This is a genomic window from Streptomyces odontomachi, assembly GCF_024435355.1.
In the GTDB taxonomy this organism is placed as follows: domain Bacteria; phylum Actinomycetota; class Actinomycetes; order Streptomycetales; family Streptomycetaceae; genus Streptomyces; species Streptomyces odontomachi.
Window position 1 is genome coordinate 1 of sequence record NZ_JAMJWG010000015.1, and the last position, 22,156, is coordinate 22,156.

Annotated in this window: 23 protein-coding genes and 1 tRNA gene; 18 read left to right on the forward strand and 6 right to left on the reverse strand. The window is 68.9% G+C overall.

Going from position 1 to position 22,156, the window contains the following annotated elements; all coding sequences use genetic code 11:
• Window positions 1–451 precede the first annotated feature (451 nt).
• The 4 genes from NQO67_RS27365 to NQO67_RS27385 all read left to right on the forward strand — a co-directional run bounded on the left by NQO67_RS27365 (window position 452) and on the right by NQO67_RS27385 (window position 4,756).
• The gene (locus tag NQO67_RS27365; RefSeq protein ID WP_255952957.1) at window positions 452–955 is read left to right on the forward strand and encodes a hypothetical protein; all 504 of its coding nucleotides are present in this window, start codon (window positions 452–454) and stop codon (window positions 953–955) included.
• 386 nt (window positions 956–1,341) lie between these two features.
• A complete protein-coding gene (locus NQO67_RS27370) occupies window positions 1,342–2,058 on the forward strand; it encodes a M24 family metallopeptidase (RefSeq protein WP_255952958.1) in 717 nt (238 codons plus the stop codon).
• A gap of 220 nt (window positions 2,059–2,278) precedes the next feature.
• On the forward strand, window positions 2,279–3,880 hold the full coding sequence (locus NQO67_RS43925) for an Nramp family divalent metal transporter (RefSeq protein WP_308295703.1): 1,602 nt from the start codon (window positions 2,279–2,281) through the stop codon (window positions 3,878–3,880).
• Window positions 3,881–4,063: 183 nt separating this feature from the next.
• Window positions 4,064–4,756, forward strand: coding sequence for a YczE/YyaS/YitT family protein (locus NQO67_RS27385; protein ID WP_255952959.1), 693 nt, complete (start codon window positions 4,064–4,066; stop codon window positions 4,754–4,756).
• A 335-nt stretch (window positions 4,757–5,091) separates the two neighbouring features.
• Here NQO67_RS27385 and NQO67_RS27390 read toward each other — a convergent pair whose 3' ends face one another.
• The gene (locus NQO67_RS27390; RefSeq protein WP_255952960.1) at window positions 5,092–5,580 is read right to left on the reverse strand and encodes a YajQ family cyclic di-GMP-binding protein; all 489 of its coding nucleotides are present in this window, start codon (window positions 5,578–5,580) and stop codon (window positions 5,092–5,094) included.
• Window positions 5,581–5,815: 235 nt separating this feature from the next.
• Between NQO67_RS27390 and NQO67_RS27395 the strand changes: the two genes are divergently transcribed.
• Window positions 5,816–5,897: transfer RNA gene (locus tag NQO67_RS27395), tRNA-Tyr, on the forward strand.
• A gap of 276 nt (window positions 5,898–6,173) precedes the next feature.
• On the opposite strand, the gene NQO67_RS27400 is transcribed toward NQO67_RS27395, so the two are convergent.
• On the reverse strand, window positions 6,174–6,620 hold the full coding sequence (locus NQO67_RS27400) for an ArsI/CadI family heavy metal resistance metalloenzyme (RefSeq protein ID WP_255952961.1): 447 nt from the start codon (window positions 6,618–6,620) through the stop codon (window positions 6,174–6,176).
• Window positions 6,621–6,699: 79 nt separating this feature from the next.
• On the opposite strand from NQO67_RS27400, the gene NQO67_RS27405 reads away from it, so the two are divergent.
• From NQO67_RS27405 to NQO67_RS27465, 13 genes are all read left to right on the forward strand, one after another.
• Window positions 6,700–7,107 carry an ArsR/SmtB family transcription factor gene (locus NQO67_RS27405; RefSeq protein WP_255952962.1) on the forward strand — a complete coding sequence of 136 codons (408 nt, stop codon included), beginning with the start codon at window positions 6,700–6,702 and terminating at the stop codon, window positions 7,105–7,107.
• Window positions 7,104–8,189: an ACR3 family arsenite efflux transporter gene (arsB, locus tag NQO67_RS27410; protein WP_255952963.1), complete on the forward strand. Its 1,086-nt coding sequence runs from the start codon at window positions 7,104–7,106 to the stop codon at window positions 8,187–8,189. The genes NQO67_RS27405 and arsB overlap by 4 nt, the downstream gene beginning before the upstream one ends.
• Complete coding sequence (locus NQO67_RS27415) at window positions 8,182–8,613, forward strand: arsenate reductase ArsC (protein WP_255952964.1); 432 nt, start codon at window positions 8,182–8,184, stop codon at window positions 8,611–8,613. The genes arsB and NQO67_RS27415 overlap by 8 nt, the downstream gene beginning before the upstream one ends.
• A gap of 73 nt (window positions 8,614–8,686) precedes the next feature.
• Window positions 8,687–9,268 carry a VOC family protein gene (locus tag NQO67_RS27420; protein ID WP_255952965.1) on the forward strand — a complete coding sequence of 194 codons (582 nt, stop codon included), beginning with the start codon at window positions 8,687–8,689 and terminating at the stop codon, window positions 9,266–9,268.
• Complete coding sequence (locus NQO67_RS27425; RefSeq protein WP_255953156.1) at window positions 9,261–10,064, forward strand: MerR family transcriptional regulator; 804 nt, start codon at window positions 9,261–9,263, stop codon at window positions 10,062–10,064. The genes NQO67_RS27420 and NQO67_RS27425 overlap by 8 nt, the downstream gene beginning before the upstream one ends.
• Before the next feature lie 69 nt (window positions 10,065–10,133).
• A complete protein-coding gene (locus NQO67_RS27430; protein WP_255952966.1) occupies window positions 10,134–10,568 on the forward strand; it encodes a VOC family protein in 435 nt (144 codons plus the stop codon).
• Between the two features lie 219 nt (window positions 10,569–10,787).
• Window positions 10,788–11,396, forward strand: coding sequence for a hypothetical protein (locus NQO67_RS27435; protein ID WP_255952967.1), 609 nt, complete (start codon window positions 10,788–10,790; stop codon window positions 11,394–11,396).
• A 30-nt stretch (window positions 11,397–11,426) separates the two neighbouring features.
• Window positions 11,427–11,915 (forward strand): hypothetical protein, encoded by a 489-nt coding sequence (locus NQO67_RS27440; protein ID WP_255952968.1) that lies wholly within the window; start codon window positions 11,427–11,429, stop codon window positions 11,913–11,915.
• A gap of 149 nt (window positions 11,916–12,064) precedes the next feature.
• The gene (locus NQO67_RS27445) at window positions 12,065–12,898 is read left to right on the forward strand and encodes a multinuclear nonheme iron-dependent oxidase (RefSeq protein WP_255952969.1); all 834 of its coding nucleotides are present in this window, start codon (window positions 12,065–12,067) and stop codon (window positions 12,896–12,898) included.
• A 182-nt stretch (window positions 12,899–13,080) separates the two neighbouring features.
• Window positions 13,081–13,551 carry an NUDIX hydrolase gene (locus NQO67_RS27450; protein ID WP_255952970.1) on the forward strand — a complete coding sequence of 157 codons (471 nt, stop codon included), beginning with the start codon at window positions 13,081–13,083 and terminating at the stop codon, window positions 13,549–13,551.
• A 269-nt stretch (window positions 13,552–13,820) separates the two neighbouring features.
• Complete coding sequence (locus NQO67_RS27455; RefSeq protein ID WP_255952971.1) at window positions 13,821–14,411, forward strand: RNA polymerase sigma factor; 591 nt, start codon at window positions 13,821–13,823, stop codon at window positions 14,409–14,411.
• Complete coding sequence (locus NQO67_RS27460) at window positions 14,408–15,088, forward strand: hypothetical protein (protein WP_255952972.1); 681 nt, start codon at window positions 14,408–14,410, stop codon at window positions 15,086–15,088. Before NQO67_RS27455 ends, NQO67_RS27460 begins: the two co-directional genes overlap by 4 nt.
• Before the next feature lie 154 nt (window positions 15,089–15,242).
• Window positions 15,243–16,292, forward strand: coding sequence for an exonuclease/endonuclease/phosphatase family protein (locus NQO67_RS27465; protein WP_255952973.1), 1,050 nt, complete (start codon window positions 15,243–15,245; stop codon window positions 16,290–16,292).
• 104 nt (window positions 16,293–16,396) lie between these two features.
• Here NQO67_RS27465 and NQO67_RS27470 read toward each other — a convergent pair whose 3' ends face one another.
• From NQO67_RS27470 to NQO67_RS27485, 4 genes are all read right to left on the reverse strand, one after another.
• Window positions 16,397–17,218: an FHA domain-containing protein gene (locus tag NQO67_RS27470; RefSeq protein WP_255952974.1), complete on the reverse strand. Its 822-nt coding sequence runs from the start codon at window positions 17,216–17,218 to the stop codon at window positions 16,397–16,399.
• Window positions 17,219–17,367: 149 nt separating this feature from the next.
• Complete coding sequence (locus NQO67_RS27475) at window positions 17,368–19,224, reverse strand: serine/threonine-protein kinase (RefSeq protein ID WP_255952975.1); 1,857 nt, start codon at window positions 19,222–19,224, stop codon at window positions 17,368–17,370.
• Window positions 19,225–19,448: 224 nt separating this feature from the next.
• On the reverse strand, window positions 19,449–20,897 hold the full coding sequence (locus NQO67_RS27480; protein WP_255952976.1) for a sulfatase family protein: 1,449 nt from the start codon (window positions 20,895–20,897) through the stop codon (window positions 19,449–19,451).
• A 180-nt stretch (window positions 20,898–21,077) separates the two neighbouring features.
• Complete coding sequence (locus NQO67_RS27485; protein WP_255952977.1) at window positions 21,078–22,097, reverse strand: LacI family DNA-binding transcriptional regulator; 1,020 nt, start codon at window positions 22,095–22,097, stop codon at window positions 21,078–21,080.
• Between the last annotated feature and the right edge of the window lie 59 nt (window positions 22,098–22,156).

Sequence of the window (22,156 nt, forward strand, 5' to 3'; positions counted from 1 at the left end):
AATCATTTTTTTTTTTTTTTAAAGCCTACAGCCCCCCCCAAGTCCACACCCGGTCCCTCCCTCATTCCCCACCACGCCCCTCCCCCGATTTTAAAACCCCCCCGCCGGATCCTTTGCCGTTCCCTTCCTTCGCCTTCCTTCGCCTTCCTTCTCTCTCCCTCACCCTCTGCCGCCTGCACCGCCACACCTTGGCGTTCCCCGTCTCCGCCTTCGCTGTCTCCACCTTCTCCTTCTCGGCCCTCTCCTTCTCGGCCTTCTTCGTCTTCGCCGGTCCCGCCTTTCCCGTCCCCACCCATTCCCTGCCGCCGCCTTCTCGTCTTCACGTCCCCCGGATTCCGCGTTACGCTTTTCCGACCGGGTCGCGAAGGCGTTGAATTCCGATGGAGCTCCATTGGGATTCTATTGACAGGGTCACCGCGGCTCTGGTGTTCTGTCAGGTATGCGAATCTTTGTGGCCAAGCGGCTGTGCGTGAGTGTGGAAGGTATCGATTTCCTCAATCCGAACCGTCTGCAGGACGGCAGAGAGTGCGGGGCGCGCCTGGAGCTGCGGATCGCGGAAGAGGACACCCTGCCCGGGTCGATCTACGCATCACGTGGTCTTGCGATCACCCGCGGAGTCTGCCGGTTCGACCTCCTGGAGTCCGCTCCAGGGGCGAGCGACCGGATGCACTGGCACCCGGTGATGCCCAACGGCGAGGGGCGCAAGCGCCTGTACGACGACGAGTTGAGCACCGACCCGTTGTGGTGGCTGGGCCGCCGGCTGCGCGACGCTGTGGATCTGCTCAAGGAAGGCGGAGTGGAGGACCCCGATCGCTTCGCCGAAGATGCCAAGGTCCTGGCCGGGATGGCGGACGACATCGTGGCCGACGCGGCGACGACGCTCGACCGGTTCCGCCGGGAGCCCTGGCCCCCGGTCGAGGCGCGGGACGAGCGCGGCATGGCCCTGACCGGCTGACGTTCGGCTCCGGGCGGCTGGATGGACCCGCGTCACCCAACTGCGGTGCGCACGGGGACACTTGTCGAGGAGGCGGTTCCCTGCGCACCGCCACCAGCCGTCCGGCCGCCGATGTGATGGAGGCGGACTCCGGACACCGTCATCCGACCGGGACCGACCGCCGCGCCTCTCGCCCTGCCCGGCAGGGCGATCGGCAGGGCAACCGGTGGAGGCGCCGACAGCCTCGGTGACCCGGCCCGCAGGGCCGGCGCCCGGGGATGTCGACGTTCCACCGTCCGGCCGGCCTGCTCCGCTCCCGGCGTCGACCACCGTCGTCGGGCCGGATCGGGCCGGATCGGGCAGGTCCTGGTCTCACCTTTGTTCCATGTCTCGGAGGTTCAGCAATCTTGAGTAAGACCACAAACGGTACGGACATCGACGAGGAAGCCAGAGCGCACAACCTCATCGAGGCCGAGCGCAAAGCGGTGGTCCTGTTCGACGAGATCACCGCGCGCGGGCTGGTCAAGGCGGGCAAGACGGAGATCCAGGTCAGCAATGAGGTACGGGACCTGGCAGCCGACATGTTCGACACCAGCCGGCACTGGCACAAGCGTATTGTGCGCGCCGGCCTGAACACCCTCCAGCCGTACCGGGAGAACCCTCCGGACCGGGAGATCGAGGAGGGCGACATCGTCTTCCTGGACTTCGGCCCGGTGTTCGCCGAGTGGGAGGCCGACTTCGGTCGTACGTACGTGCTCGGCGACGACCCGGAGAAACTGCGCCTGCGGGACGACCTGCCCGGAGTGTGGCAGGCGGGCCGCGACTACTACGACAGCCACCCCGACGTCACCGGGGCGGAGCTGTACGCGCACATGTGCAAGCTCGCCGAAGCCGCCGGGTGGGAGTTCGGCGGTCCGCACAGCGGCCACCTGGTCGGTGAGTTCCCTCACGAGCTCATCGAAGCGGACCTGGTCAACAGCTACATCGCGCCGTCCAACCCCAATCGCCTGCGCGGTCTGGACGACGCCGGCCGCCAGGCCCACTGGATCCTCGAGGTCCACCTGGTGAACAAGGAGCGGACGTGGGGCGGGTTCTACGAGCAGCTGCTCTCGTTGAGCCGCTGAACACCACACTCCCGTACTCCCGCACCGCTGCACCACCGAACGCCGGCCGCTCAGCCGTGAGCTGCTGAGCCGCTGAGCACAGCCATTGAGGTCAGGCCCCCCGGGGGCGGTTCACGTCGAGCCGCCCTCGGGCGGGCACGGCTGCCCGCGCGCGTCGGGTCGCCGAGGAAGGCGCACGTCAAGTCGCTGGAATCGAGTCGCTGGATACGGAGGGCAGCCGGTGAATTCCCGTACCGCCACCAGAGTGCTGCACGATGCGCAGCCCCGATCCCGCAAGCGCTCCCGCGGGCCACGCAGCGCACTCGTCAGACGCGCACAGGGCCTGGTCATGGTGGGCCCCGCGTTCGCCGCCGCGATCGCCTACGTCGACCCCGGCAACTTCGCCACGAACTTCGCAGCCGGCTCCCACTTCGGCTACCGCCTGCTCTGGGTCGTGGTGGCCGCGAACCTGGTGGGCATGCTCGTCCAGACCCTCTCGGCCAAGCTGGGCCTGGCGACCGGGCGCAACCTGGCGGAGGTGTGCCGGGAGCGCTACCCCCGGCCGGTGGTGTGGGCCATGTGGGTCCAGGCGGAACTCGTCGCCATGGCCACGGACCTGGCCGAGGTGATCGGCGGCGCCGTCGCACTGTCCCTGATCTTCGGCCTGCCACTGGCGGCGGGCGGCGTCCTGGTCACCGCCCTCTCCTTCGTCCTCCTCGCCGTCGACGCCCGCGGCAGAAGGAAGTTCGAAGCGGTCGTCGCCGGCGCCCTGGCCTGCATCCTCGTCAGCTTCGGATGGAACCTGATGCAGGCGGGCGTCCCGTTCGGCGACGTGGCGTCCGGAATGCTCCCCGGCCTGCCGAACATCGACAGCGTCCTCCTCGCCGGCGGTCTCGTCGGGGCGACGGTGATGCCGCACGTCGTCTACGTCCACTCCGACCTGACGAGCAGCCATGTGACGGGTGCGGCACCGGGAGCACGCGAGCCGCAGCTACGCCGAGAAGAGACGTTTCTTCCGGGGCGGGGCAAGGAACGGACGTCTGAACTGGGACGGCGGCGGGGGGTGGGTCGGGAACAACTGCGGGAGGTGGGTCGAGAACACCTGCGGGAGGTGGACGAGACGCAACCGCGGGCGATGGGTCAGGAGCAGCGCCGGGAGGGGGAGCAGGAACAGTCGCGAGCGACGGGTCAGGAGCAGCGGAGGGAGGGGGACCAGGAGCAGCCGCGGGCGATGGATCAGGAGCAGCGGCGGGCGATGGATCAGGAGCAGCGGAGGGCGATGGATCAGGAGCAGCGGAGGCGGCTTGCGTGGCAGGTTCGGCTGGACGTGTTCGTCGCCTTGGCCATCGCCGGCCTTGCCAACGCGGTGATGTTGATCGTGGCGGCCAGGCTGTTCCACTCCGGCCCGTTCGCGCCTGACACGCTCGAGGGCATCCACGCGGGCCTCGGCGCCCTGCTCGGCGGCGGGGCGGCCCTGGCCTTCGCCCTCGCACTGCTCGCCTCCGGACTTGCCTCGGCCTCGGTCGGCACCTATGCGGGCCAGGTCGTCATGGCCGGCTTCATCCGCAGGTCCCTCCCCACGGTGCTACGCCGGCTGCTCACCGTGCTCCCCGCACTCGCCGTGCTGGTCGCCGGCGTCGACCCGACGCAGGCCCTGATCTGGTCGCAGCTCACGCTCTCTTTCGGCATCCCGTTCGTGCTCATCCCGCTCATCGGCTTCACCCGTGACCGGAAGCTGATGGGCCCGTTGGTGAACTCCCGCGTCACCACGGCCGTCGCCGGCTCCGTCGCCGGCATCGTCGTCGCGCTCAACGTGGTGCTTGCGGCGACGGTCGTGTCCTGACAGCGATTGACAGCTGCCCGCCCCGACTGCTCGGTTCTTGACGGCTCACTCCTGACCGCTTTGTTCGCATATGCCTAGCTCTTGGCTGCCCGTCGGCAACGCCTCGTTTTCAACTGCCTGTTCTCGACCAGCTCGTTCGCTCACCTGCTTGATTCTCGACTGCTTGGCTCAACGGAGGCTCTCGTGTCCCAAGAGATCGACCCGCGTGCACTGTGGTCACGCGGACGTGTCCTGTGGTCCGGCTTATCTGCCGGACGCATCGCCACCTACCTGACCGGTTGTGTGGTCTTCTCGCTCGGTGCCTACTTCTTCATCTTCTCCGACCTCGGCACCGACCCCCTGGACGTCTTCTCCCTGGGCCTGCTCAAGCACGCTCCACTGACCGTGGGCATCGCGCAGGCCGGCATCGCGGCGCTGTGCATCCTCATCTGGGCGGCCTGGTACCGCCGCCGCCCGGTGATCATGCCCTTCGTCACCTTCTTCTTCTGCGGCAGCCTCATCGACCTGCTGATGCTGTGGGATCCCGGGCGGTACATCCCCCTGCCGGACTACGGGATCATGCTGCTCGCCACGGTGCTGTGCGCCTACGCCTCGTCGCTGATCATCATGAGCGGCCTCGGCATCCGGGCCATGGACCTCGTGGCCATCGCCATGGTGGACAAGTGGGGCTGGCAGTTCTGGATCGCCAAGATGTCCCTCGAGGGCATGCTGCTCCTCTCCGGCTACCTGATGGGCGGCCCCGTCGGAGTCGGCACGCTGTGCTTCCTCGCCATCGTGGACACCCTCATCCAGCCCTTCATGTACGCGAACACCCGTGTGCTGGGGATGCGGAATCTCGGCATGCCGATGTTGGAGAAGGTGCCGGATGTGGGGTGACCTGGGTGAGCTGACCCCCGGATGGGGACTTCCGGGGTGAGCTGACCTGGGCGGTATGAGCTGGCCTGGCCCGACCAGGGGTGGTGGCCAGGCCAGGCCCCGGGCGGTCGGTGGGGCTGGCCCGGTGGTCCGGGGTGGGGGCAGAGTGGCCTTGGGGAGGCCACTCTGCCTCGCGGATCGGTTACCGGTTACCAGATCCAACGGGCCGGACCGGACCGGCCGCGAACGTTCCGGAACCGAAGGAACGCCGAACGGTGCCAGCGACGGCGCGGGTAATGCCGGTGCACTGCACGGACACTGCAACGGGCTACTCGGAACGAACAGGCTACTCGGAACTACCGATAGTTAACGAACTGAAGTGCGAAGTCGAAGTCCTGGCCCTTCAGCAGGGAGATGACCGCCTGGAGGTCGTCCCGACTCTTCGAGCTGACCCGCAGTTCCTCGCCCTGCACCTGCGCCTTCACTCCCTTGGGCCCCTCGTCACGAATGATCTTCGCGACCTTCTTCGCGTTCTCCTGGGAGATGCCCTCCTGGATCGACGCGAAGATCTTGTACTCCTTGCCGGAGAGCTGCGGGTCACCCGCATCCAGCGCCTTCAGGGAGATGCCCCGCTTGACCAGCTTGGACTGGAAGACGTCCAGGATCGCCTTCGCCCGCTCCTCGGAGTTGGCCTGCATCAGGATCTTCTCGCCGGACCAGGCGATCGAGGCGCCGACGTTCTTGAAGTCGTAGCGCTGCGAGATCTCCTTCGCGGCCTGGTTGAGGGCGTTGTCGACCTCCTGCCGCTCGACCTTCGAGACGATGTCGAAACTGGAGTCGGCCATGTCCTGTGGCTCCTTGTATCCGGGTGCAGGTCTAGGTACAGACGGCACGGCCGACCGTCCCGCCGACCGCACCGGCCCAGCCTAGTCACCCCGGGTACGCCGAGCGGCGATCATGCCCTCCGACCAGTCGATCACGCCCGCCGATCAATCGGGTGGCGAAGCACCCCGACCCATCGGGTATCGTTTACGTCGTTGCCACGGGGCACCGCTCACGCGGGATCCAGGCAGCATCCCAGGCGGTGTGCCCGAGCGGCCAAAGGGAGCAGACTGTAAATCTGCCGGCTCAGCCTTCCTAGGTTCGAATCCTAGCGCCGCCACGCTGAGGGAAACGGCCCCTGATCTGCGGGAACGCGGTCGGGGGTCGTTTTGTGTTTGGTCTGTGGGTGGCCGCTGTTGGCCGTGGTTGACCGACCTGTCTGGCGCGGGAGTGGCATGCAACCCCAAGCGCCGTGGGGCTGCATGGAGGCCGCTCGGGATGTCGATAGCGATCCTGTAACGGCTGCCCCGTCGGTCCGAACGGGAAGGCTCCAAAGGCTCCAAGCCGTGGACCGCTTCGCGAGCCGCCGTCCACCCGCTGGTCTGAACTGGGCTCTCTACCGCGCGGGGGTGCAGCAGGTGCTCTCCGTGCTACAGCACCCCTCTGAAGCGGTGGTGGCGCTCTTGCCGAGGGTGTCGGCGTCGGCCTTGACGACATAGACCTCCCACGGCTCCTGGCCGGGGCCATGGACCCAGACCTTGTCCTGGAGGGCGTAGCAGCACGAGGTGTCGTTCTCCTCGGAGGTGGCCAGGTCGGCCTTCCTCAGTCGGTCGGTGGCTGCGTCGACCTGGGCGGTGGAGTCGACCTCGACACCAAGGTGGTCCAGGCGGGTTTCCTGTCCGGGCTCGCCTTCGATGAGCACGAGCTTGAGTGGGGGCTCCGCGATGGCGAAATTGGCGTAGCCCTCGCGCCGCTTGGCCGGTTCGGTGTCGAAGAGCTTCGAGTAGAAGGTGATCGACGCCTCAAGGTCGCTGACGCGCAGGGCAAGCTGGGCGCGGGACATGGCACGGCTCCTATCGGGTTGGATTGACATCCTTCTATTCAAGATTGCGCGCTGAATCGAAGGATGTCAATATAGAACCATGTCGAATCAAGAGCTGGTAATGCTGGGGCAGAGTGAGGGGGTCGCCGCCTGTTGCCCGGGGCTTCTGACCGCGCCCCTGGACGAGCGCCAGGCCGCGGAGCTGGCCACGGTCTTCAAGGCGCTCGGAGATCCGGTGCGGCTGCGCCTGCTGTCGATGATCGCATCGCGGGCGGGCGGCGAGGTGTGCGTCTGTGAACTGACTCCGGCCTTCGACCTGTCGCAGCCGACCATCTCGCACCACCTCAAGTTGCTGAAGAAGGCCGGCCTCATCGACAGCGAACGGCGCGGCACCTGGGTCCACTACCGGCTCGTCTCGGAGATGACAGATCGGCTCGCCGGCATGCTCACCCGTCCTGCGGGCGAGCCCCTGCCCGAAAGCACGACCCCGGCGGGTGTCGAGTCGTGAGCGCGCCTGCCGCTGGCGGGAGCGTGGCGGGGCGGCTGTCGTTCCTCGATCGCTACCTGGCCGCCTGGATCCTGGCCGCCATGGTTGTCGGCCTGGGCCTGGGCCGTGTGGTGCCGGGGCTGGGGGACACCCTGGCCAAGGTCACCGTTGCAGGGGTGTCCCTGCCGATCGCGCTGGGCCTGCTGGTGATGATGTACCCGGTGTTGGCCAAGGTCCGTTACGACCGCCTCGACACCGTCACTCGGGACCGGCGCCTGCTGCTGCCGTCCCTGCTGCTCAACTGGATCATCGGCCCGGCCCTCATGTTCGCCCTGGCCTGGCTGTTCCTGCCGGACCTGCCCGCCTACCGCACCGGGTTGATCATCGTCGGTCTGGCCCGCTGCATCGCCATGGTCATCATCTGGAACGACCTGGCATGCGGAAGCCGCGAAGCCGCCGCCGTCCTGGTCGCCCTGAACTCCGCCTTCCAGGTGATCGCTTTCTCCCTGCTGGGCTGGTTCTACCTCTCCGCCCTGCCGGGCTGGCTCGGTCTGCCACAAACCGACCTCGACGTCTCGGTGTGGTCGATCGCCCGCAGCGTGCTGATCTTCCTGGGCATCCCGCTCGTGGCCGGCTACCTCACCCGCCGCATCGGTGAGAAGACCAGGGGCCGGGCCTGGTACGAGGCCGCCTTCATCCCGCGCATCGGCCCCTTCGCCCTGTACGGGCTGCTGTTCACCGTCGTCATCCTCTTCGCGCTCCAAGGCCGTGCCATCACCTCCCAGCCCCTCGACGTAGCCCGCATCGCCCTGCCGCTGCTGGCGTACTTCGCGCTGATGTGGGCCGGATCCATGGCCCTGGGCCGGGGCGTCGGACTCGACTACTCGCGCGCCACCACACTGGCCTTCACCGCTGCCGGCAACAACTTCGAGCTGGCCATCGCGGTCGCCATCGCCACCTTCGGCGCCTCATCCGGACAGGCTCTCGCCGGCGTCGTCGGGCCCCTCATCGAGGTTCCCGCCCTCATCGGGCTGGTCTACGTCGCCCTCCACACCCGCCGCCACTTCACCGCCACGCCCCAAGAAGACCCCGCCCATGTCTGAACACGTCAGGCCCTCGGTCCTGTTCGTCTGCGTGCACAACGCCGGACGCTCCCAGATGGCTGCCGCCTTCCTCACCCACCTCGCAGGTGACCGCATTGAGGTGCGCTCGGCCGGCTCCACACCCGTCGACGCTGTGAATCCGGTCGTGGTTGAGGCCATGCAGGAGAAGGGCATCGACATCTCCACCGAGGTCCCCAAGGCCCTCACCACCGACGCGGTCCAGTCCTCCGACGTCGTGATCACCATGGGCTGCGGCGACACCTGCCCCGTCTTCCCCGCCAAGCGCTACCTCGACTGGGACCTCCCCGACCCGGCCGGGCAGAGCGTGGAAGCGATCCGGCCGATCCGCGACGAGATCGAGCGACGCGTCCGCGGCCTTCTCGAAGGTCTCGACGGTGGGTTCGACGTAGCGGCCTGCGAGTGAGCGCCACTGCGACCGCCGCGGGCCATTTGCTCGCCTTGACCCTCACGCAACGTGAGGCTGGAGGGTAGGGCGCATGAGCGACGACTATTACGACGCGTTTGAGATGAGTCCCGTGCCTGCTCCCGGGCCGGATGCCGTTCCGCCGGAGCCGTTTCGTGGCATCTACGGGATGCCCGCGTTCGTGACGATCGCCACGAGCGATCTCGCGGCGTCGGTGGACTTCTGGACGCGTGGGCTCGGGTTCTTCGAGTTGTTCAGGATTCCCGGGCAGGTTGTGCATCTGCGTCGGTGGGCGTTCCAGGACGTACTTCTCGTCCCGGCGGCGAGCGTTCCGGAGCAGGCACCGGTGCCGGCGATCAGCTTCAGTTTTGCGTGCGTGCTCAGCCAGGTCGACTCTCTTGTAGAGGCCTGTCGTGCGGTGCGCCCGAATTCCGTCGAGGGGCCACGGGACACTCCCTGGAACACGCGCGACGTGACGGTGACCACTCCCGAGAAGGCACGGATCGTCTTCACCGCGGCGAAGCCCTTTGATCCGGCGAGTGAGGAGGCGCGGAACCTTGCCGCCGTCGGGATCACCGCACCGGGCGTCGGCCGCGGCGGCAATGACGACCATGGCGGCAATGACGACCACGGCGACAATGGCGGGCATGCATGATGCCACTGACGCTGATGGCCTGACCGTCGGTCAGGTCTCGGCGCGGCTGGGCGTGACCGTCCGCGCGTTGCACCACTGGGATGAGATCGGGCTGGCGCGGCCGTCGCTGCGCACGGCTGGCGGATACCGGCTCTACACCGCCAGCGATCTGGAACGGCTGCATCGCATCGTCGTCTACCGTGAGATCGACCTCGGGCTGGACAGGGTTCGGGCCATCCTGGATGACTCGACCGCAGACGCGGTCGGTGCCTTGCGCGCGCAGCGCGCCCAGGTCGCCGAGCGGATCGAGCGCCTCCAGCAGCTCAGCGCCGGACTGGACCGGATGATCGACGCCCACGAGCGTGGCCTGCTGCTGACCGTCGAGCAGCAGGCCACGATCTTCGGCCCCGAGTGGAACCCGGACTGGCCCGCCCAAGCCCGTCAGCGTTACGGAGACACGACGCAATGGCGGCAGTACGCCGAACGCTCGGCCTCCCGCGGTCCGGAGGAATGGCAGGCCATCGCCGACGCCGTCGCCGGCCTCGAACGCGCCCTCGGGGATGCGATGGACGCCGGCGTCACACCCGGTGGTCCAGAGGCGAATCAACTCGTCGAGAAACACCGCGAAGTCTTTGCCTCGTACTTTCCCCTCACCCGGCAGATGCAGGTCTGTCTCGGCCGCATGTACGAGGCGGATCCTGGATTTGCCGCCCACTACGACGGCGTCCGCGCCGGCCTTGCCACGTGGTTCCGTCGCATCATCGACGCCAGCGCGCGCGCCCACGGCATCGACCCCGACACCGCGACGTGGCAGTAGGGGGCGGGCGGGTCGGAAGCCTGCTCCCGTGGGGCAATTGAGCAGGCCAGCCCCTGCTATGGTGCGCCGATGTCATCGATCAGACAGGTCCAAATCACCTTCGACTGCGCAGAACCTGAGCGCGTCGCCCGTTTCTGGTGCGAGGTGTTGGGGTACGTCGTACCGCCGCCACCGGACGGGTTCGCCACCTGGGACGATTACGACCGCTCCTTGCCGCCCGAGCGGCAGGGAGCAGCGTTCGCCTGCTGTGATCCCTCGGGCGTGGGCCCGCGGCTGTTCTTTCAGCGCGTTCCCGAAGGCAAGGTCGTCAAGAATCGGGTGCACCTCGACGTGCGGGTCGGCACCGGACTCGTGGGTGAAGAGCGCCTCGCCGCGCTCGAAGCCGAGTGCGCGCGACTGATCGCGCTCGGTGCGGTACGCGAGCGCGTGCTGCTTGCCGATGAGTACAACGAGTCGTGCATCGGGATGAAGGACATCGAGGGCAACGAGTTCTGTCTCGACTGAGCGTCCTTCGGGACGGCGAGGCCCGTCGCGTTCGGCGCGGTCACAAGCCTTGGAAACTCCCCTTGAATTCGGTGGCTTCACTCCTCTTGCGAAGGTATTCGTAACCTCCCTCGCAGCCTTTGGAGCCGGAAAGTTCCGGTGCTACGTTCTGGGCGCCGGGATTTCCCGGGTTCGTTCCCGGGCCATCAATTGCCCTTTGCCCGGCAGATCGGAGTTCCCATGACCGTGCCACGTCGACGGGGCCTTGTGGCTGCTGCCGTCGGGCTGGCGGTACTGAGCATGGCCGCGTCGGGCTGTAGCTCCTCGTCGAAGCCTGACTCGGCGCCGACGGCGGATGCCCACTCGACGGCGGACGCGCACTCGACGGCGCGGGATTCCGGCAAGGCACCAAGCACGCCCGCCGACAAGGGGATCACCTGTACCGCCGAGCCGTCGTCGGCGGCCGGGCCGGACCAGGTGGCGCAGTGTTTCTACGCCGCGTCGTTGAAGGGGAACTTCAAGCGAGCCAACCTGTACGCGTTCGACCCCGAAGTGTCGGACAACTACCCGGCGCTGGCCGCACTACAGACCGCACCCCCCTCCTCCCGGCAAGCCCGCTTCGCCGGCTGCACACCGGTGAGCAAGGTTCCCGGCCTGGTCACGACCGCGGACAGCGCCCCGCACCGGTGCGACTTCCCCTACCCCGGCAAGACCGGCCATGATCGGGTCGACGTCTACACCTTCAGACGCCTCGGTGGCGGGAACCTGGTGTGCGCGACCGGCTTCGACGGCAAGCCCGTGCCCGGCCGGGAGACGCTGCCCGACGTGGACAACGACCAGACCGGATGAGCTACCGGACCGGATGAGCTACCGGACCGGATGAGATACCAGGACCGCGTCCGCGCACATGTCGCCGAACTCCGTTCCACGCCTGAGGTCGTCATGCCCACCTGCGAGGTCGGATCGGGCCCGCCCAAGGGGCTCTCGGCCGACGACGCCGTGCTGATCGGCTCTGCCTGGGGGAGTGACGCCGTCGAAGGTGTCCGGGACTACCTGCTCGGCACCGAGCGCATTCACGTCGCATGGCACAGCGATGACCATTATCTCTACGGGGAGTTCGCGCTCAACGATCTTCGGAAGTGTATATCCGACTTCGGTCTGCCTTATGCAGATGAACGGCTGTCCGCAGCGAAACAGGAGATTATGGAGTGGGAGTTGAAGACGTTGGAGGAGGCACCCGGATCCGGGCGTCTCACCGCGTTGCGCGTGCCTTTCGGTGCGCAGCGGAGCGACCTGCAAGAACGTTATGAGGCTCGCTGTTCCGGGTTCCCGGGGTTTCGTCGCCATAAGGGTCCGTGGTCGGTATAAGGGTCCGTGGTCGGTTCGGTCGTAGCCGCGAAGGGGTTGCCGTACGTGATGTCATCGTCGCGTCACGTTGATCCGGCAGGTCCGGACGTCCGAGTTGCGGTGTTCGACGGACCGTGCGTCCATGGGCGGAGGGAGACGGAAGGGCGGCCATGGTGTCCGGTGCTGCACTGCCGAAACTCGGTTCCGGGTTCGGCTACCGACCGCAGTGGGCACCCGAGCTTCGCCGTCGGCCCGAAGCGAGCGACTGGGTCGAGTGGATCATCGAGAGCTGTCTCGACATCCCCGACGACCTGCTGCGCGATGTCCGGTCCCTGCGACGCGGCGTCCAGGTGGTTCCGCACAGCGTGGAACCACCCATCGCCGAGCCGGGGAGCGTGGACCGCACCCAGTTGCGGGCCTGCGCGGGGTTGGTGTCCGACATGGCGGCGCCCTGGTTGAGCGGCCATCTGCACTTCACCGACGACGCCAGGGCGGCCGCCGCTGACCCGGAGCGGATGCGGAGCCTCGCCTGCGGCCTGGGACGGCGGGCGGCCCAGGTCCAGCGCGCGGTCGGGGTGCCCTTCCTTCTCGAGAATCTCACCTACGCGGTCGGGGCCGTGCCGCAGTTCGTCACCGAGGTGCTGGAGCACTGCGACTGCGGCCTGATGGTGAACCTCGGCCTGCTGTCGCGCGCCGCGGACGAGAGCGGATTCGAGCCGATGGAGTTCCTCGCCGCCGTTCCCCTGGAGCGGATGGCCGAGGTGCATCTGAGTGCGGGCGTGGCGCAGCCCGGTACCGCGATCCACCGTCACCCGGGGTCCGTCACCGATCATGTGTGGGAGCTGCTCGAAGAGCTGACGTCGCTGGTCAGCCTGCCCGCGACGGTGGTGGAACGTGACCCCCACCGGCCCGGCGATCTGTCCGAGGCACTGTCCGACGTCTCCCGTGCCCGCCGCGTGCTGGCAGCTGCGGGTGACGATCGCGAAAGTCGCATGAGGGCGTGATGAGTGCGCGACGGCGTGATGAGTGCATGAGTGCATGAGTGCATGAGGGCGTGATGAGCGCGCGACGGCGTGATGAGTGCATGAGTGCATGAGTGCATGAGGGCGTGATGAGCGCGCGACGGCGTGATGAGTGCATGAGGGGGCATGAACTGGGCGGGTTAGGGTCTGCCGGGAGGTGGGGGATGAGTTTTCGCCTGGCGGCCTACGCCGTGTGCATCGAGGACGGGCGGGTGCTGCTCGCCCGTCACGTGTCACCGCAGTCCGTGTCCACCTGGACTCTTCCGGGTGGCAAGGTCGAGCATGCGGAGGATCCGTTCGACGCGGTGATCCGGGAGGTCGCCGAGGAGACCGGCTGCGATGCGCAGGTCGAACGCCTGCTGGGCGTGGATTCGAGGCTGATCCCTGCGGCGGACCGGCTGCCCGGCCTGCCCGACCACCAGAACGTCGGCATCTTCTACCGGGTCCGCATCACCGGCGGCCGACTCCGGCCCGAGCCGAACGGCGAGACCGCCGAGTCGGTCTGGACCCCGATCCCCGAGGTCACCTGCGTGCGCCGGTCGTCCCTGGTCGACATCGGGCTCGCCCTGGCGCAGACCGTTCCACCGACCGGGCACGTCGCTCCCGTCCCGGTCGGCGGCCTGATCCAGCACTGAGGCCGCCCGTCACCGAGCCACCCGTCACCGAGCCACCCGTAACCGAGAGGCCGGCCCACCGGCTGACCCGCCCACCGGCTCACCGGCTGACCCGCTCACCGGCCCACAAGCTGACCTGCTCATGTAACGCCCGCCCCATCCCGTGCCAAGTACCGGTGAACGGCAGGTGCAGCGGCGGCGCCGCGCGGGGACGCATGGCTCTCCGGACGAAGCCGGTGCGCGCACCCGATGGCGCGGAGATGTAGGGAGAAGGAAGTGAAGGGGACTCGATGACACCCAAGCCAAGAGGTCGTGGCGGGCCGGCCGAGGCGGCGCGGGACCCGCACGTCTTCGAGGAGTTCTACCGGCGCCATCTGGACGGCGTCACCCGGTTCGTGGCGCGACGCGTCAGCGATCCGCACACCGTGGCCGACATCACCGCCGAGATATTCCTCGCGGTGATCGACTCGGCGCACACCTACCGCCCGGGGCGCGGCAGCGAGACCGCCTGGCTGTACGGCATCGCTCGCAACCTCGTCTCGGCGGAGTACCGCCGTACCACCCGCCACGCCGAACTGGGGGCACGGATCGCCGGTCGTCGGCTGCTCGACGAGGACGACATCACCCGGCTCGAGGAGAAGCTGGACGCGGAGCGCACGAGCCGGGACGCCCTGGCGGCGCTCGCCGCACTGCCGGCGGGGGAGCGGGCGGTGTTCGAACTCGTGGCCGTCGACCAGTTGACGGTGGCGGAGGCCGCCGCTGCCCTGAAGATCCGGCAGGTGACAGCCCGGGTGCGACTGCACCGGGCCCGCAAGGCGCTGCGCGCCGCAACCCAGGAACCGGAGTCGGCTCAGTTCACTTACGCAGGAGGCAAGGCATGAAGACCACGTTCGAGGACCGGCTGCTGGATGCCCTCAAGCACGAGGTCGAACGGTCGGCGGCCGAGCGTCCGGAGCCCGTGCGCCGGCGGGTCGTCACCCCCCGCCGGGCGGCGTTCGGCCTGGCGGCCTGCGCCGCTGCCGCAACGGTCGGCATCGTGGTGCCGGGCGCCCAGGGCGGCTCGACGGCGTACGCGGTGGAGAAGCACGGGGACGGCACCGTCACCGTCACCGTCAACGACCTGACGCTGGATCGGGCACAGCAGCAGGCACTGGCCGCGAAGCTGCGTACGGAAGGGGCGCGGGCCAGTATCCAGAATCCGGCGAAGGGCCATATGTGCGTGGAGCCGGATACGGAGGATCTCATCGGCAACAGCATCTATTCCGTCGACCCGGAAGTGGCCGCCTATCAGAAGGCGTCGAAGGAAGCGCACAAGGGAGACCCGGAAAGCATGCATCCGTGGAGCGTCACCCTTCGTCCTGGCGACACCATGGTCATACGGAACGTGCAGGGGTTCAAGGGTTACTCTCCGGTGACGTACTTCTACGGCACCCATGGAAAGGCCGATCCGTGCAAGCCGCTGGCCATGCACCCGTTCAACCCACCGACCGAGACGGTCAAGCCGCATGCCAAGGGGGCCACGACGGACAAGCTGCGGCCGGAAGACGTAGACCGGTAGACCGGTGGACCGGTAGGCCAGTAGAACGGTAGGCCAGCTGAGGTGACCCGCGACCGGGGTGGTGCCTGTACTCACCCCGGTCGTACTCACCCCCGGTGAGTTGACATGTATGCGACTACAGTTGACAAGAGGTCCTTCCGTGAAGAAGCGCATCATGGGTACGTTGTCCGGCACGGCGCTCGTCCTGACCGGGCTGACGCTTTCGCCGCAGGCGGTCGCCGGGTCTGCCGTGCCGGCGGTGTCCGCCGCATCCACCGTCGCGGCACCCAATGACAACCCCGGCTTTCTCCAGGTCTACGACGACAATGTGGAGAACCTGCCGACGGTCGACCTCCAGTGCCCGGGGGACTGGCAGGACCTCGTCTACTACATGCAGTTACAGGAATACCGGCCCGATGTGTACGTGGTCCAGCAGATCAGCAACCAGACACAACTCGACGCGCTCACGAAGAGACTGTCGGACGATTTCGGCGAGAAGTACTCCGGGGTGATCGCGGAGGCGAACCCCGCCATAGGGCCGAAGGAGTGCGGAGCGCCCAAGTACTACCAGACCAATGCGATCATCTATCGCGCCAGCCGCCTGGAGCTGACGCTCTCGACGAACCGCACCTGGCAGGCGCAGGCCCAGGACAGCAGTGGTGGCTGCCCGAACAACACGCAGGCGCGCACCAAGGCCGTCAAGGCGATGTTCCACGACAAGGTCGCGAACAAGGACCTGACCGTCGCCTCGGTGCACTGGCCCACCGCGGCCAGCGACGGTCCTCCGTGCGCCACCCAGAACGCGGCGGAGGTCAGCGCCGAGATGACCGAGGACGGTTACGGCGGGACGTTGCAGATCGCGGCCGGCGACCTCAACTACACCGACACCGCCACCTCCGGCGGTACCGACTTCCGGACCTGGTACAAGTCGATGAACGGCGATCTCGGCGGCACGTACGGCTTCCGCGACGCCATCTACGCGAAGTGTGCGGCCTCCGGGGACCCGTTGGGCGGCTGCCTGGGTGACAACTGGACGATCAGCAGCACCCGCCGCATCGACTTCGTCTTCGCGAGGAACGCGGACGGCAGCATGCCCGCGATCAGCGCCCAGCACACCGTCACCTTCGACGAGGGTGACGCGGCGGACGTGACCCAGACCGGGGACGACCGCACGGACCGTAACTACTCCGATCACCGTGCCGTCATGGCCCAGGTGCATTACTGAGCGGCACATCGGCCCCACCTGAGCCCCCAGCCGAGCCCCACCTGGGCCCCACCTCAGTCCCGTCTGCGCCCCCACCGGGCCCCAGCCGGGCCTGAAGGTGGGGCTCAGTCGGGCTCCTCGCCGATGAGCGCCAGGTCCGGTGGGACGAGGGTGGTCGACTCGACCAGGCCCTTGAGGAGGTTGCGCAGGTAACGGTTGTCCATGGGATAGGTGCCGGAGTGCTTGTCGTGCAGCAGCGGAAGGTAGGGGAACGCCTTGGAGTTGAACCGCTTCCTGACCGCCGCGATCTTGTCCTCGATCCTGCGGGCGGTCCAGCCGCCCTTGGGCCAGAGGTCGGACGTCAGCAGCCCCTCCCGCTGGAGGCCGTTGAGCAAGTCGGCCGCCTCGCGGTAGGCACGCGGGTGCGGGTTCTCCTCGTAGCGCAGGTAGTCCTGGCCCAGAGCGACCAGGAGCAGGCGTTCGTCGTCTTCGAGCGGCCATACGTGCGGCCGCATCGTGCTGGCCCTGCGGACGGGTACGAAACCGGGTGAGTCGTACCCCGTCACATACAACTCGGCCAGGTGCTCCCGGCCGCTCGCCCCCTTGATCACCAGGGCGGTGTAGCCCTCGGCGAGCGGGATGGGACGGGTGGTGGTGTGCATCAGCCGCCCGGGTGGCAGGCAGATGAGCAGCTGGCCGGTGTTGCGCAGCCGCCACTTCCCCCTCTGGTACGCCAGCTCGCCGTGCTGCCGGCTCACACTCAGGTCGTCCACGCCGATCGGGAGGTCGACCTCCGGTGACTCGCCCCGCCCGAACCGGATGATGCGCCCCCGCTCGGGTGCGACCCGCAGGTAGCCGTTGACGGACCGCACGTGGAGTGTCCCGGGTGGGGCCGGCACGGCGTACCGGTCAGGGTCCCGTGCGAGGCTGTAGGGACGGTTGGTCATCGGTCTCGGTCCTCCTTGCCTGGGTGGAACATGCCGGGTGGGCTGCCCCTGCGTGGCGCGGTGGGCTGCCCCTGCGTGGCGCTCCGCACCTCGTCTGCCCGTGTCTCCACTCTGGCGCGGCCGGTACGGGACCCCACCCGGTGCCGTGATCAGGAGGAGGGCAGGCCGGGGGCGGCCGAGCGGGCGAGGTCCGTCGCCAGGTCGCAGGCATGGTCGGTGTCGGGGGCGTTCTGCACCGTGATGCGCATCGTCTCGATGGCGCTCCCGCCGTCCTGGTCCGCGTAGGAGCGGCCTGCCACATCGACCGCGCAGGTGCGCGCGCCGTCCAGCTCCGGGGCGATGACCGCCGCGTGGCCGCTGAGCGTGGTGCTCTTGTTCTCCTCGTCCTGGTCCATTTCGGGCCGGTTGAAGCGCAGCTTCACCTCCATCTTGCTGGTGGTGCTCTCCCACTCGCAGCCCCAGCCACCGAACGTGCTGAAAGGGTGTTTGGCATCGACGCCGGGGATCTTGTTCAACGCGTCGTTGCCGAGCATGGCGCAGGCGTCCCGGTGCCACAGGGAGTCGGATGGCGGAGTCGGTGAACGCTTCGCCAGCGGGCCCCGGTTGATCCGCTTGGCGACGACGTCGACGGCCGCGTCGGCGATGTCGCAGTAGGGCTTGTCCGGTCCGTCGGCCGTGCCCGCCTGCACGACGAGCGTGGTGTCCGTGGTGCCGTCCAACCTGACGAACCGCACGCACGCGTCGCTCGACGGCGGCCGTTCGGCCACGTGCACCCGCCCGATGGTGCGCCGCTGCAAGCCCGCCATGTCGGACGCGTCCACGTCGTTGGCGAGGTCCACCTGGATGTCCACGGCCTGTTGGGAGTTGGGCGTCAGGTAGACGTCGCAGCGGTCGAAGTTCCCGTAGTCCCACTCCAGTTGCGCATCCCCGAACCGGGCGAAATCGGGCGCGGTGAGCAGGGAGCACGGGTCGGCCATGCGCGGGTCCCCGTCGATGAGCGGGTGTGGCTTGCTCTCCGGGGCCGCAGCTGGCTTGCCGTCCGAGTGCGCGGGTGGCCTGCCGTCCGAGTCCGTACCGATCCGGATGCCCCAGGCGACCAGGGCACCCACCGCGACCGTGGCGGCCGCGCCCACCAGCAGGCTCCGTCGCCTCCGCGACGTCTTCTCGGGAGCGGGGTCCGACCTCCCGTCCCCCGGAGCGGCGGGCTTCTTCGGCGGGAAATCGGGCAACCGCTCCGGCGGGCCCGCGATCGCCGTGAGCCGTTTCTGCACCTCGGCGACGTCGGGTCGGTCACCCGACTCGGGCCGCAGCATGGCCGTCAGCAGATCGTGTAACGGCCCCTCGGCGATCTCCAGGTCGGTCCCGGGCTCCGGCGGCCGGCCGGTGATGAGCGCGTACACCGTGGCCGCGAGTGCGTACACGTCCGAACGCGGCTGTGGTGGCCGTCCGTTCTCCACTTCGGGCGCCGTGAAGCCATGGGTGCCGCCGCCGGTGGCGTTGAACGTGATCGTCTCCGTGCCGCCGATCCGGTACGCGAGGCCGAAGTCGGTGAGTTTGACGGAGTTCCGGCCGCTGGCCAGCACGTTGCTGGGTTTGATGTCGCAGTGCACGAGGCCCGCTGAGTGCAGTGCGCCCAGCGCACTGGCGAGCTGTGCGCCGACGTGCGCGGCGAGTTCCGGTCGGAAGGGGAGCCGGTGGTCGAGGTTTCCCCCGGGGACGTACTCCAACACGAGCCACTGCGTGACCCGCAACAGCCTTCTGTCCTGCACGGTGGTGTACAGGGCGACCACATGGGGGTGGCGGATGCGCGCCAGTGCCCGCCCCTCCGCGCGCGGCGTGCCCATCGCGACGGTGCCGCGTCTTTCACGCTCCTGCGTCTTGGCTCGCTTGAGGGCCACGTCCAGACCCAGTTCCTCGTCACGGGCCGGCCAGACCTCGCCCATGCCGCCCTCGATGGGGCCCTGGGTCAGCCGGTAGCGTCCCCCGACCCTCGCGCCCTTGCGCATTGCGTCTCCCTCATCCGCGACGGGACCGTGCCGCAAAGCTATCGAGTACGGGCGGAGGGTGTGAGGCAAAGCCGTCGAGTGCACGGGAACGAGGCGCTGCGGCGCACGTGCGCCGGCGGGACGGCGGTCGTGCCGAATGACGCCCGCACCGCCGCGGAGCCGGCAGGGGGCGGGCGGAGGGCCGCCCCCTGCCGGCCGTCTCGTTGGCCGTCCTGCCCGTCCCGCTACCCGCGCCGCGGCTGGTGCCCGAACCGGGCGCCCTCCAGGGGGAGGGAGTGGACGAGGGGGTCCACACGTCGCTGCGGATGGGTGTGGGACGGCGCCGGGGTGATCGTCGCGGGGGGCTCGCCCGCCTCGGACATCCGGGCCAGCAGCCTCTCGCACAGGGCGTCGGCCAGTTCCCGGTGCGAGGCGAGGCCGATCAGGTTGTCCAGCTCGTACGGGTCGTGCCGCAGGTCGTACAGCGCCGTCTCCACGTACTGGTCCGACGTCGGGTGGTTCCACGGGTCGGCGGCCGGCGCGGTGACGTGGTACTTCCAGCGCGACGTGCGGATGGTGCGACCGCACTCCGCCTCGCTGACCTGCACATACGCCTCCCCGGGCCAGGTGGCCGCCGGATCGCGCACCAGCGGCAGGAAGGAGCGGCCCTGCATTTCGGCGGGCACCTCGATGCCTGCCGCGTCCAGCAGGGTCGGCGGCAGGTCGAGGGTGCTGACCGGGGTGTCGATGCGCCGGCCGCCGTCGAAACCGGGCCCGCACAGGGCCAACGGCACCCGCAGGGAACCGTCGTGGCAGGACCGCTTGTACTCGGTGTTGCGGGTCTTGAAGTGATTGCCGTGGTCGGAGGTGTAGGCCACGATCGTGTCGTCCAGCAGGTCCATGCTGCGCAGCGCGTCGAAGAACCGGCCGAGGCCCTCGTCGACGCGGCGTATCTGGCCCAGGTAGCCGCCCATGTGCCGGTGGGCCGAGCCGCCGTCGCCCGGCAACGCGGCCAGGTCAGGCGGCATCCAGCGGCCCTGGTAGCGCTCGGCGTAGCCGTCCGGTGCCGGGTAGGCGTCCACTTCGTTCTGGTGGTGCGGCTCGATGAGGGACAGGAACAGGAAGAACGGCTCCCGGTGGTGGTCGGCGGTGTACCGGATCGCCGCGTCGAACAGTGCGTCGGACCGGTAGCCGGGCAGCAGGACCGGCTCTTCCGCGTCGTCGTAGAGCACGGTGCGGTAGGCGTCCGAGGTGAATTCGAGGGTGTTGGCGCCCAGCCAGGTGTCGTAGCCGCCGCGCTGGCCGGCCGGGACGGGGTCGTGGTCGGCGAGGTGCCACTTGCCGATGTAGCCGGTCGTGTAGCCGGCGGCGGAGAAGTGCCGGGCGAGCGTGGGGGCGTCGGACGGCAGCGGTATGCCGTTGCGGAAGCAGCCGGTGGCCGTCGGGTACCGGCCGGTCTGGAGGGCCGCGCGGGCCGGCGCGCAGACCGGCTGGGAGGTGATCGCCTGCACGGCGTGCGTGCCCGTGAGCGCCATCCGGTCGTAGTGCGGCGTCAGGCCCAGCGGATTGCCGTGCGCCCCCGCGGTGTCCCAGCGCTGCTGGTCGGTGAGGACCACCACGACGTTCGGGGGACGGTCGGCTGGGCGGCGCGGTGCGGGGCGGTCGGTCAGCGGGTCCGGCAGCGGGTCCGTCATACGGTTCGTGGCCCTCTCGTTGTCGTGCTCGTTGTCGTGCGCTGGGGCGCGGTGCAGGTCGTGGCGGCGCCGTACGGGGTGGTGGACGCGTGCACGCGTGGTACGGGGTGGTGGGCGCCGTGTGAGGGGCGCACCGGGTGGTGGGCGCCGTGCGCGCGGTGTCGTGTCATGTCGAGGCGCTCATGTCGAGCCGCGCCGGATGAACGTCCACGGGATGACCACCTCGCGGTCCTCCGGCGGCACGGCGCCGGAGAGCCGGTCGAAGAGCAGCCGCACCACCTCGGTGTAGTCCAGGTGCGGTTGCCCGACGGTGCTCAGCGCCGGCCGGGTGATCTCGCCCTCGCGCAGGTTCCCGGTGCCGAGCACGGCGACGTCGAGCGGCACGGACAGGCCGGCGTCCCGCACCGCCCAGATGGCGCTGACCGCGGCACGGTCCGAAGCGCAGTACACCGCGTCCGGCCGGTCCTCCAGCTGGAGCAGGCCGGTGACGGCCCAGTAGCTGTCGGCGCGGTCGTCGGCGCCGGGCACCACCAGCCGCTGGTCCACGGCGATGCCGTGCCGCTCCAGCGCGTCGTGGTACGCGGCGAGCCGCTGCGACTCGCTGGACCTGCCGGACAGGTCGCTCTCCTGGCCGACGAACGCCAGCCTGCGGCGCCCCTGGGACAGCAGCGCGTCCAGCGCCTGCCCGCAGGCCTCCCGCTCGGGGGCGCGGACGACGTCGAAACCGTGCGGTGTCACCGCGTTGTCCAACACCACCAGCGACAGCCCGTTGCGGGCCAGCTGGGCCAGCCGCTCCTGGCCGAGGCAGTCGAACGGGTCGGAGATCACGGCGCCGTCCGCGATGCCCGTCAGGAGCAGGTCGCACGCGCGGTGCGCACGGGACTCGGAGTCCACGAGCAGCGTGATCACGCCGTATCCGGCCTGGTCGGCGGCCTGGTGCAGCTGACGGGCGAGCAGATCGTTGGAGGGCACCCCGAGCGAGCCGACGACCAGGCAGACCTGGTCGGTACGGCGCCGGCGCAGGCCGCGCGCCGCGCTGTTCGGGGCATAGCCCAACTCCCGCACGGCGGCCTCGACACGCTCGCGCGTGCCCGTGCCGTAGCGGCCCTCGCGCCCGTTGAGGACGTACGACACGGTCGCCACCGAGACCCCGGCGAGCTCGGCGACGTCCCGTGCGGTCGGGCGGGCTCTCTCAGGCATGTTATTCGTTTAACGAAAAAGTGGGGTTCTGGTCAAGTCCGCCGTTGGGATCGGTTGTT